The sequence below is a fragment of the Anabaena sp. FACHB-1237 genome (genome assembly GCF_014696225.1).
Lineage (GTDB): Bacteria > Cyanobacteriota > Cyanobacteriia > Cyanobacteriales > Nostocaceae > FACHB-1237.
The window spans coordinates 46,407-58,065 of sequence record NZ_JACJPV010000007.1 but is presented as its reverse complement, the minus strand read 5'-3'; the positions used below and the strand labels follow the sequence as shown (position 1 = coordinate 58,065).

The 11,659-nt window shown below is 36.4% G+C and carries 7 protein-coding genes; 2 read left to right on the top strand and 5 right to left on the bottom strand.

Annotation, left to right across the window (positions count from 1 at the left end):
* Positions 1 to 17: 17 nt before the first annotated feature.
* Together H6F32_RS05400 and H6F32_RS05395 are read left to right on the top strand one after the other, a co-directional pair.
* Entirely contained in the window at positions 18 to 395 is a 378-nt protein-coding gene (locus tag H6F32_RS05400; protein WP_190368313.1) for a response regulator, read from the top strand.
* Positions 396 to 568: 173 nt separating this feature from the next.
* Positions 569 to 1,189 carry an alpha/beta hydrolase gene (locus tag H6F32_RS05395; protein WP_190368312.1) on the top strand — a complete coding sequence of 207 codons (621 nt, stop codon included), beginning with the start codon at positions 569 to 571 and terminating at the stop codon, positions 1,187 to 1,189.
* A 197-nt stretch (positions 1,190 to 1,386) separates the two neighbouring features.
* Here the strand turns inward: H6F32_RS05395 and H6F32_RS20250 are convergent, their stop codons facing one another.
* The 5 genes from H6F32_RS20250 to H6F32_RS05365 all read right to left on the bottom strand — a co-directional run bounded on the left by H6F32_RS20250 (position 1,387) and on the right by H6F32_RS05365 (position 11,160).
* Positions 1,387 to 5,535: a DEAD/DEAH box helicase family protein gene (locus H6F32_RS20250; RefSeq protein WP_199294487.1), complete on the bottom strand. Its 4,149-nt coding sequence runs from the start codon at positions 5,533 to 5,535 to the stop codon at positions 1,387 to 1,389.
* A 114-nt stretch (positions 5,536 to 5,649) separates the two neighbouring features.
* A complete protein-coding gene (locus H6F32_RS05380) occupies positions 5,650 to 5,865 on the bottom strand; it encodes a type II toxin-antitoxin system Phd/YefM family antitoxin (RefSeq protein ID WP_190368311.1) in 216 nt (71 codons plus the stop codon).
* Positions 5,866 to 6,097: 232 nt separating this feature from the next.
* A complete protein-coding gene (locus tag H6F32_RS05375; protein ID WP_190368310.1) occupies positions 6,098 to 6,334 on the bottom strand; it encodes a hypothetical protein in 237 nt (78 codons plus the stop codon).
* A gap of 11 nt (positions 6,335 to 6,345) precedes the next feature.
* Entirely contained in the window at positions 6,346 to 9,075 is a 2,730-nt protein-coding gene (locus H6F32_RS05370) for a site-specific DNA-methyltransferase (RefSeq protein WP_190368309.1), read from the bottom strand.
* 582 nt (positions 9,076 to 9,657) lie between these two features.
* Positions 9,658 to 11,160 carry a serine/threonine-protein kinase gene (locus tag H6F32_RS05365; protein ID WP_190368308.1) on the bottom strand — a complete coding sequence of 501 codons (1,503 nt, stop codon included), beginning with the start codon at positions 11,158 to 11,160 and terminating at the stop codon, positions 9,658 to 9,660.
* Between the last annotated feature and the right edge of the window lie 499 nt (positions 11,161 to 11,659).

The window sequence follows — 11,659 nt, the reverse complement described above, 5'->3', positions numbered from 1 at the left end:
AATACCGAAAATCAACGATGAGTAAAAAAATTTTAGTAGTAGACAATGAAGAATATATTCAAGAAATTGCTAAAATCTGTATAGAAACAGTAGCAGGTTGGGAAGTGATCACAGTTAGTTCTGGAAAAGACGGGATCATCATGGCGGAAAAACATCAACCAGATGCTATTTTATTAGATGTGATGATGCCTGATATGGATGGATTAGCTGTGTTTGATAAATTACAATCTAATCCCCAAACTCAATCAATTCCTGTGATTTTGTTAACTGCTAAAATTCAAATAGCTGATCGTGTTCGCTATGCAGAATTAGGAGTTAAAAGTGCGATCGCTAAACCATTTAATCCCTTAGAATTATCTGGACAAATAGCCAATGCACTAGGTTGGAATTTATAGGAATTATCAACTTCTAATCGCCTTTCAATTTTTGACTGAGTTTTCAATTTCTCACCTAAGCTAATGTGCAGCACTGTATAATTAAAAAACCTGAAGTTACAGTAGCACAAGCATCTTGCTTGTATTAATTATTCAAGTTAAAGGCACAACAGCTTATCACCTTACAAAATACCATGAATCAAACATTAGAATTTATCAAATTTCCCGCCCAAACCGAACCCCAAGGTTTAGTTATCACCTTACATGGTTGGGGTGCAGATGCGAACGATGTTGCCTCATTATTTCCCTATTTCAAATTACCAAATTATCAATTTATATTTCCCCATGCGCCCTATGCCTACCCTTATAATCCAAGCGGTAAAGCCTGGTATGATTTAAGAGCGGAAAATATATTTGCAGGTTTATCAGAAAGCCGACAATTATTAATAGATTGGTTATTATCCTTAGAAAATGAAACTGGAATACCCTTAAATAAAACCATTCTCAGTGGTTTTTCCCAAGGTGGGGCAATGACGTTAGATGTAGGTTTAAACTTACCTTTAGCTGGGTTAGTTGTGATGAGTGGTTACTTACATCCCAGTGTAAAAAGTTTAGAAACAAGGGATTTTCCACCAACTTTAATTATGCACGGTACACAGGATCAAGTAGTACCTTTAGAAGATGCCCTAAAAGCCAAAGAAGTCACAGAAAAGTTAGGAGTAAAAGTAGAATATCATGAATTTGAAATGGGGCATGAAATTAGCTTAGAAATGTTAAATATATTCCGCAATTTTGTCGTGAAATCTATGATTTAGAAATTTGAGGAGGATGTGCTTAGAGGTGTTTTAACAAGTCTAAATTACAGCACATTCCATCTACATGATGTACACTATGAACACAGCAAGATGCCTGTGTTCAGGACTCTTATTTGATTTCTGAACACAGAGATCCCCGACTTCTTCAAGAAGTCGGGGATCTGAAACCCTCACGGTTTACAAATCAAATATGATTGCTATAGCTTGTAAAAACACATTTTTACTGCTTCATCAATCAACTGTCTCACCTCCTTTAATCCAGTCATAGCATATTGCCAATAACCATGTTTACCATCGGCATTAACAGCATGACACCATCGCATAGCTGCTTGTTTTTTAACATCTCTTAATAAGTCATAACCCTTTGTTTCTAGGATGAGATAATTAAGCTGTGGTGTGTTAAATCTAATAATAAAATCAGGTATATAATCATGGTTTTCTCCATTATCAAAGTAGGGAATTGTAAAACCTAATCCGGCATTTTTAACAAATGCTTCTACTGCTGGATGGGTGTCAATAATATAAGCTGCTGCTTGTTCCCACTGCCAAGTATCCGCAACAATACAATTAACATGAGATTTCACCACTTCTCTAATATCTTTACTCGTCCAAAAGTCCACATCATCTGTTGAACCCTTGCCGCGATGAGTGTCATAAATTGGTATTTCTGGGGTTTCTCCAGCATTTTTATCAGGGTGTATTGCCTCTACTAATCTCTCAATTACCCAACCATAATAAGGTGACAAAAACACATCTAATATGTCCGCCGGTGCAAAAGCTGTTACTTTTTCTGATAGGTAGCGATCGCATATTGCCCTTAGTTGTGGAAACAATACATGGGGTGGTGCTTCACAGTTTTCTGATTTGACATAAGTTACAGTTAAATCCTTAGCTAAATCAAATGCTAACTCTTGAAACCGTTTATCTTTGCGGTAGGGGTTAAGGTCAATGCTTTCCAGTTTCCCTGGACCTGCTAAACTCGGTCTACCTTGATTGTTGGGTATGGTATATTTAACTTCTACTTCTGGTGCTATTCTAAAAGGATCAATCTCTAAAGGAGCGATCGCCTCCCAATTAACTGTCACCCTATTTTGAATTGCTTGGGTATAACCTTTAACTCTGGGAAATTCAATTTTATATTGTGATTTTCCTGGCACTGCATAAACATGATAACGTTTTTCTGGCTTGCGCTTTGCTCCTAATGGATTTTCTTTGAAGGGTATCACCTCAAAAGGAACACCAAAAATTTTAGCGGTTTCTTCTTCAAACTTATTATCTGTTGTTAAATCATAATTACGTCTTCTTAATGCTCTACCAACTACTTGCTCACACAATAACTGTGACATAAAAGGACGAATACCAATTATATGAGTTACTGTGTTGCAATTTCCTAAAATCACAATTTTTCCATGTCGTCTGGTAATAATTGTTGAGTTCTGGTTACGAATACACCAAACAGTTTCTTCAGGTAATGGTTTTTCTAATTCTGCTTTGGAAGAACGATAATCATTGGGGTCAGTTGTTATCCATTGTCTATCTCTGACACTAACTCGATAAACAACTTTTCCTGAGTTGGTTATTCTGTCATGGTAACTTGCAGATAATCCCCTAACAATAGCCATCTGAGTATAAGCATCTACTTGAGATTTTTCGCAACACCATAACCACCCTGATTTATTTTTAAGCTGTTCTCCATCACCTTTTAATAATTCTTCCCAGAAAATTAAAAATTGTTCTCTAGTCATTTGATGTAGTAAAGGAGAAACATCCTTATCTAAATAGTCTTGATATTTAATCCAACCGTTTCTGTTTAGTGAACCTTTGTGTGTACCTTTAGGAATTACAAAACGATAATAAGGTTTAGCATTAGCAAAACTGTTTTCTCCTGGTTGGATTATCTGTTCAGTATAATCTAATTCTAAACGATTTAATAAATCTCTAATTTCATTATGGTAGTGTTTTGACTGAGATATGAAAACTTTAGCTCCAGAAAAACCACCATCTGTCATAAACCAAGCAATAAAACGAATCTCATCATCATTTAAAGGGATTCCCACAAAAGAAAATGCTGTTTCTGCGGCTAAAGGTAAGGAGTAAGCACTACGTCTTTCATAGATTTCATAAGCAGTTTTGGTCAGGAAACTTTTGCTAAGATTACCACCATCTTTAGGGTTGCGGTATTTAATATGGAATTGATGCCCTTCTGTTACTCTGATGTTCAAATGTTGGCTTTCCATCTTAACCATACATTCATCAGGTCTAACTTTTCTTTCTCCATATTCTAAAACTGGAACTAGCTCTAATTTTTCTGTTTCCTTGTTGAGTGAATAGACTAAATCACCTTCTTTTATTTGTCCCCTTCCTACCCATCCTGAAGGAGTTAAAATTTCAGTTTCTGAGTCTAAACAATCCCAGCCTTCCGTTAGCATACCCACAGAAATAATACAGCGAATATCGCGCCCTGGTGGGTGTAAAGGACGGTTTAATTTAATAGCTAATTCTACAAAGTTTTCCGGGTAGATACTTTTACCTTGGTTATCCTTTAGCCATTCTGTTTTACCAATAGTATCTAAAGTAAAACGCATCCATTTTGATTCATCAGATTTGGTGTTACCAGATTCTAATTCTTCCACTACCTTAGAATCAACACGAATAGTATTAATTTCTGTTTCTGTATTCCTTAAAGTTTCAATTTTACAAGGTGGAACATTGACAGGTTTTTGATTTTCTGCTATCCAATCATAAATACATTTAGCTATTTTAGTATTTTTACAAACAATGATAAATACTGGTGGTCTAGGGTCATCACTTTCTAACCATTGTTGACGTATTTTTTCCCATTCTTTCCCTAAAATTGTGATGGGAAATTCCGTATATTTTAATACTGCTTCTGCTTTAGGACTTGCACCTTTTTTACCCCGTTCTGTTGGGGTCATTTTCTGCATGATCCACTTCCAAATATTAAAATATGCTAAGTCCGAAATTTCTGCTCCTGTGGTGTCTCTAATGGGTAATTGGGGAATTTTTACTAAACCTGATTCAATAGCATCCATTAAACTAAAATCACTGATTACCCATTCAAAAGGTTTATTTCCATCTTGTCTAGCTGATTTTAAATAATAAGGAGTTGCTGATAAATCCACACAGAAGTTAATGCCACGATATTTATGAATACGGTCTAATCCTTCTACCCAAATAGTTGCTTCTTTTTCTTGGTATTCTTCTATTTCATCATCATCTGTGTCATCTTCTTTTTCATTGGGTGCAATTCTATAGGCATGATGGGCTTCATCGTTAAATACTAAAATATTACCTTTATTACCAATAGCATCGGCTAAAATTCGTTTAATCCAAGCAGCATCACTTTCTAAATATCGAGTTGCCTTAACCTGAACTGAAATTAAATTACCTTGTTTATCTTTTTTCTCATCTCTAATTTCTAATTGCCCCATGGCAATTTGTTGTTGTAAACTTTCTAGGGTTAAATATCTTGTACCTCTAGCAGTTTCGTTTTTAGCAGCAATTTTAATAGTTTCTGTGGTTATGGTAGGAACACCAACTTTAACAACTTTGGCGGGGTCATCTCCAGATGTACTAGGCGTTCTTTTTTCAAAGATATGCCAGTTAGTAACTAAAACTTTACCTTGTCTGAGTTTATCCATTAAATTGGATGGTACAAGGTCACGGGTACGATATAAACTCGCTTCCCCATTGTTGGGGTTTAATTCTTGCAATCTGCCTTTAATGGTGACGTTGGGGCAAACTATCAAAACTACATCAGAAAACCGGGAATCAGAACGACTATTAACTTTATTAAGAATTGACCACGCTGCTAACATTCCCATAACGGTGGTTTTCCCTGAACCTGTGGCCATTTTACAGGCATAGCGGATAAAAGCCTTTAGTGTGGTGTCTATGGGTTCATCAGAGGGTATATGAATACCTTGAAGAAAATCAGCCCGTGCTTCTTTCAAGAAGATTACAGTTTCTACAGCTTCCCGTTGGGCAAAAAATAACCGTCTTTCTCTACCGTCTCTATTCCAATATTCCAACAGTTCTAAGGTGGTGCGGGTAACTCCTGGATAACGTTGCTGTCTCCAATCTTTGACTCGTTCCCTGATGTGATTGACTAACACCATTTCATAACCAGGGGCAAATTCATCTGGAGGAGAAGGTTTAAGAACTTTTCCTAAATTCCAATTAATATCACCTTCACGGGGAGGATAAACAATAGCAGGACGGCGGCCTTGTTTTAATTCGGGTTCATAACCTTCTCTGATAAACCAATAACGCGAGGGTTCATCAAAGGGAGAGTTTAGAATGGGTTCGTTGACTTCATAGGTCATTTTAGTTAATCCCAAATTCGGTTAATGTTATAATTATCAAAAGCAATATCTCTATTTAAAATCGGTATATTCTCTGTTATCGCTTGGGCGATTAATAACCTATCAAATGGGTCATTATGGTGAAATGGTAGGTTCATCAAAGTCATCACTAATGGTAATAATATTTTTGTCACTACCAAATAAAGGTGGACGTTTTTTAGGAGTTTCTACGGAAACTAATTTTACCATTGGTTGATTATCTTTGGTAATAATTATTTCCTCTCCTGTAGCTGCTATCTCTAGGAGTTGATTAATTTGGTGTATGGCTGCTTTAATGTCTATGGTTTGCATGGTTTTGATTCCTTTTTATTATCTTCATAATTAATAATATAGCGATTCTGATTCAAGAGAGTTACAAGGAGTAATAATTAGGGTTTGCTGAAAAAGTCTTTTCGTGAGGGCTAGGAGTCAGGAGTCAGGAGGAAGAATTAGGAGGAGATAAGAATAAGCTGTTGTGCATTTAATTTGTATAATTCTTGCGGGCAAGATGCCCGCACTATAATGGGTTTATCATGAATATTTGTTAACTTTTTTTGTTATTTTTTTCTCCAATTAAAGTAGCTAGTCCAAATAAAGCTGGGCCAGTAAACAAACCTAATCCAATTGCAGCACTTCCTATGCGGTTATAAAAAACTTCATGAATAGTTTGACGACCAAGTATTTCTGAGGAAGATTCAGTTTTAATTGATACCATTTCCCAACCACTCATGAATAAAAGTAGACTTGATAAAGTACCACTGATGTATAGAAAAATTTTCATGATTATTCCTATTATTTTATTTCTTTAACAACCAACAATTCATTCCCTCTATCATCAATCACTTTAACCGCAATTTGTTTATGTTCTCCGGCTTCAAAAGGTGCGCTAGTAGTTCCTGCTAGGTGTTCCCAAACAGAATCTTCATAACTACCTTTTAAGGCTTTTTTGATGCTATCCCAAGCACTTGTACGAGGGAAGAATGCTTGTCTAACATAAAAACATAAACTGTTGTAATCGGTATCTAAAAACCACGCTGGTACATTCTTACCTTGTTGGTGGTCAACGTCCATTGTTACGGGGTCAAAGATATCTAAACCTAATAATTCAACTTGGTATTTATCCTCCTTATTTTTGCTAATTTTAATTTCTGGTAAACCACAGACGCTAAATATCTGGGAACTTCTCATATTCTTGAGTAAATCACCCATTAATAAATCAGGTGTAGCTTGAATATAGGTGGCGGGAATATCCATCGTTTCATGGCAGTGTTCCACAAATTGACGGGCTTTAGCAGCGATCGCAAAACCGATAACATACAAATGATGGTATTGTTTGGCTTTAGCCTCCTGTGCTGCATGAAAAAGTATTCCCTCTGCAATAGCACCGTTTTCGGGTCCAAACACAAAAGCCACTGGTTTATCATCTACCATTGCTTCAGCAGATAGGTGTTGACTCTTGATAGGTTGTCTAACACTGGTGAAGGTGACAGTATTGTTATTAGGTAAATGCAGTTTGGGAGACTTCCGTAATACCTCCAGCATCCTGTCAGTGAATGAAGCTGTGCTATCAATATCAACCGTTTCTGTTTCCGGTGCTTCCTGGTCTTCCATTTCCACTGGTGGCGGTATTGTTCCCTCAACAGTAAAGGGACTGCATACTCTGACAATGTTGTTATCTATTTCAGGACGGTCAACTAAAATTTCTTCATCCGGTGGTTCATTATTAGCAATACTCTTGAGGGTGATGTGTGGGACTATTCCCCCTATTTCTTCACCTTTATTATTCTGTTTGCGCTTGTAAACAAACCCCCCGGCGGGTGAGTTACCATCTTTGAGTTCATACCAGGGAAATGTTGCTGTTAATAGTCTTTGCCGGGCTAAAGCTAGGGGTACTCGACTTACATCGCAAGTTATCCAACGCCGTCCCCATTGTTCGGCTACATAGGCTGTTGTACCACTACCACAGGTGATATCTAGTACAAGGTCGCCGGGGTAGGTGGTCATCAGGAGGCAGCGTTCTATGACTTTTGTATAAGTTTGAACAACATAAATGTTTTTAGCTGCAAATGTGCTTTGCATTGTATCTTTCCAAAAGTTAGAAATTTCTCTAACTGGAAAATCAGTATGATACCTTTTATAAGTTAAAGTGTTTCCAACAGCTACTAAACGATTAGCTTTTTCTAAATTTTTCATTCCCTCTAAATTAGTTTTCCAACTTCTATTGGAAGCGGGATTATATTTTTTACCATTAAATTCATAAGTAAAAATACAGGTTTGAGTAGCACCTGATGAATTCAAATCTGCTGTTCTAAATGCTTTTGCATTATTAGGTAGTAATGACACATTAAATTTTTCTTCATTACTTAATCCTCTAGTTACTCCATCTTCAATATCTACTTGAGAATAATTTAATAAATCTTGATTGAGTTCATAAACTTGATTATATTTTATTTTTTCTTTATCTTTAGCAAACCAAATTATATAATCATGTACAGATTTCAATAAATTAGAACCTAATCCAGATGAAGTAACAAAAGGAATTTGGGAAATAAAATTTTCTTGTCCAAAAATTTCCTCTATTAATTCCCTAACATGATGAACATTCTCATCACTAATTTGCACAAAAACACTACCGCTATCAGTCAGTAACTCCCTAGCCAACAACAACCTATCTCTTAAATAAGTTAAATAAGAATGTAACCCTAATTCCCAAGTATCCCTATAAGCCTGAACCATTTCTGGTTCACGGGTAAAATCTTCATCATCATTATGTTTAACATCCCGCTTCCTAACAAAAGGCTGAAAATTACTACCAAACTTCACACCATAGGGCGGATCCATGTAAATCATCTGCACTTTACCACCCAAACCCTCATACTGTAGTAAGGAGTTCATTGTTACTAGGGAATCACCCAAAATCATGCGGTTTACCCAGTCCCCTTGGTGTTCATAAGCTCTCAGAATTTGGTCAGTAATTGACCATTGGGGGTCACTAAATAAATTTAATTGTTCTGCTGGTAGTTGAGATTTATGACTTTTAAGAGTTTCAATAATTGCCCTTGTTGATAATCTTTCATGAACAAATAAGGGTAAGGTAGGAACATCAAAAGATAACCTTTCAGCTTTACCAGTCCAATTCAGGAAAGGTTGACTCATAGATTGAAGTTTATCTAATGATTCTTGGGCTTTATTAACTTGTTTAATTAATTGCTGTTTTAATTCTTGTAATGCTTTTTTACTTTCAGTATCTAAATTAGATTCAATATCATTTATTTTTTGTAACTGTATAGAAAGTTCCGTTAAATAATTACTAATAGCATTAATTTCCGATTCAGCTTGTTCCCTAGCAGGGTGATCATCCCACTCTAACGACGGTGCTAAAGAGGAATCATAGCGATAAGTTACTGGCGGTTTTTTCTTCTTAAATTGTGCTTCAGTACCAATATCTGGCCTTAATGGATGCTCCTGATTATGACCATAAGTTTTAGCTTCTTTGGGTTTTCCTGGTTGTTTTTTGACCATGATAAAAAATACACCTTACTTGATGTAACAAGTGATATATCATATCATGTCCCGTTGAACACTTATCATATTTGTTGAGGCTGGTAATGGGTAATTGGTAATTGGGAAAAGGCAATACAATGATGAACTATATCCTAAGTGATGGGGCGGGCATGATATCAGTCAATATGATAACAGTATTTAAATCTACTTGGCAAGTATTTTATTAATTTATTTTTGGGCTATTTTTGGGCTATTTTTGGGCTATTTTTGGGCGTTGCTGAATTAGGGTATGATATTTATTTCGCGCATCAGCGAAGCGAAGCACTTGCGTTAGACGCAAAGTTTCAAAAGTAAACTAAAGTTTACTAAAAATTTTTCGGATTATTTCAGTTATCTTTAGATAACTTTTGCTATGTGGTAATTCATTCCCAGGTGGATTAAAGGTGTTACGTTAAGTTGATACCAATAATAGCTATCCTATTCAGCAAAAATCACTCATCCTGAAAATCCTTAAATCCTGGATATCCTGATTCAGACATCTTCATTATATCTTTTGTTGGGTTGCGCTGTTGCTTAACCCAACCTACATGACTGATATTTTCACGGCTTAATTAAAGATTTCTCAGACTGACGATATTTAGCAATTAATTTACGTCTTTTTAGGGGTGGATAAAGCAGCATGAAAAGTGTGGTTAAACCTGTTCCAGTGAGTGCTAACAAAATAAATGTGTTAAAGCCTATTATTATTCCCGTTCCTACACTAATTCCCAATCCTGATACGGGTAGTGTCAGTTTAGTGGTCTCAAACGCAGCCATAGACCCAAAAATCAAAATAGACGCAAGCACCCAAAAAGCCTCCACAGACCCACGCTGCGCAGCCACAGGCACAGCCACAGCCAGTAAAAAGTTCCCAATTAAAAGCGAATAAGGCAATTTTGTCTTCTCAATTGGTAAAGCTGCCGTTTGCACCTTCACAGTTAAAGTATGACTGGCTGGATAAGCATTACTATGAAGAATTAATTGACGTTTATACCGCTTATCCGCCATTAATTTACTCGTATCCACCTCAACCTGACAACGAATATGATTCCTGCTAAACTGAGCAGGTCTAAGCGAAATCCAAGCATGATGATCTGGTGTATGGGGAGGGTCTTGAGGATGGGGTGCAACTTCCCATTTACCTTCTAATAAAGTATCTGGTATAGGATTTTTAATAGTAATATCCCTTCTTAATTTTTCCCCCAGCCTATTGGCTTTAAACTCTAAAACCGTCTCACTAAAATCAACTGCTGGTAGACGAATAACATCAAGGGGTTTGAGTGATTCTAAAGCTGCTTCTGCATTAGTAAATCGGTCTTTTTGTTTCGGTTGTACCATTTTTTCCAACCAACCGATAAACCGCAAACTCAACCGGGGTAAAAGATGACGAAAATTAATTAAATAAGGATCATCTGCATCTTGTAATTGATCTATTTTTGTTGACTTAATTCCTGTTAATAAACAGATTAAAGTTACACCCAAAGCATACAAATCTGTAGCATTTGTCGGTTTAAACATTTGCTCTGGCGGAATAAAACCAGGAGTTCCTTTAAATACACTACTTCCAGCCACATCATGACTACCAATACGAGCAAAACCAAAGTCAATTAAATAGACATTGATTTGTTCATCTACTAAAATGTTTTCTGGTTTAATATCTCGATGAATTACCGACGGAATCCGATTTTGTAAATATACCAGAATTTCTAAAATCTTAATAGCAATTTGTTTAATTTCTGCTGGTGAAAAGCTGCGAGGTTCTGCTAAAGTAGAAGCATGAATATACTCTTGAACCAGACAAAAACCATCGGAGGTTTCAAAGGAATGCAAGTAACTGGGAATACCAGGATGATTTAATCCCTTAAGTACCTGTATTTCTCGTGCGTGGGCTTCTGAACCGGACCAATTTGAACCCGCTTGAGCAAAACAAAACTGTTTGATTACTTCTGGTTGATTTGTGTTAAGATTTGTTGCTAACCAAGTAATTCTACCACCTTCGCGGTTGCGTCCTAATTCTCCAATAACATCATAGCCTTGTGCTTGAAAATCTGGGTAGATGCTCATATTTGGATAAAGGGAAGTGTAATATTTAAGTTTTATTCTACTACAATAGCATAAGCAAAAGCAAGGAGGTTGAGTAATAAAACTATGCAATGCTTATAATACAGCAGATTCCATCTACATGAGGTACACTATAAACACAGCAAGACTTGTACTGAGATTGTCGAAGTATGCCTGTGTTACAAGGGTTTTATCATTAACATCTGTACCTCATAATAACGGAAACTGCTGTTATATAGGACTTACGCAACTGTCACACTAAAAAATCTGTTATGGGGTGCGTCAGATATCAACAATTTGGTTATTTACATGATTTATACTGTGTGACGTGGTTGGTAAGCTTGTCGAACCACACCCTACCAATGTGCCAGTTGCCTAAGTTCTGTAATCTGCTATATAAAACCTAGACAAAACTAGACTTTACTTTCTACTTCAATGGGAGCATGGGAGCGGTTATCCCTCTGTAGACTTACACTATGAGTGCCCAACGCGTCTTTCTTTT